1 pseudogene is annotated in these 237 nt (G+C 70.5%); it reads right to left on the bottom strand.

The features are described 5' to 3' along the window. A pseudogene (locus G154_RS26660) lies at nt 1-237 on the bottom strand (HNH endonuclease); the annotation flags it as partial.

The raw sequence follows: 237 nt of genomic DNA, 5'->3' as shown, positions 1-237 counted from the left end.
CCCGGACGGTGCGGTCCATTCGGTGGTGCCGTCGGGGTGGGCGGTGGGGGTCCAGCCGGTTTTCAGTGTTTTGAGGAGGTGGTGTTCGCGGCAGAGCGGTCGCAGGTTGCCCGGGTGGGTCGCCCCGGCCGGCCACGGGGTGACATGGTCGAGGTCGCAGCGTTGGGCGGGCTTCCCGCAGCCGGGGAAACAGCAGGTCATCGCGGTCATGCGGACGTAGGCGGCCAGTTTCGCCGA

Origin of the sequence: Mycobacterium sp. VKM Ac-1816D, from assembly GCF_000416385.1 — a bacterium.
GTDB classification, from domain to species: Bacteria; Actinomycetota; Actinomycetes; order Mycobacteriales; family Mycobacteriaceae; genus Mycobacterium; species Mycobacterium neoaurum_A.
Note: the sequence above shows the minus strand (reverse complement) of the source record. Positions and strands in the feature narration are given on the sequence as shown.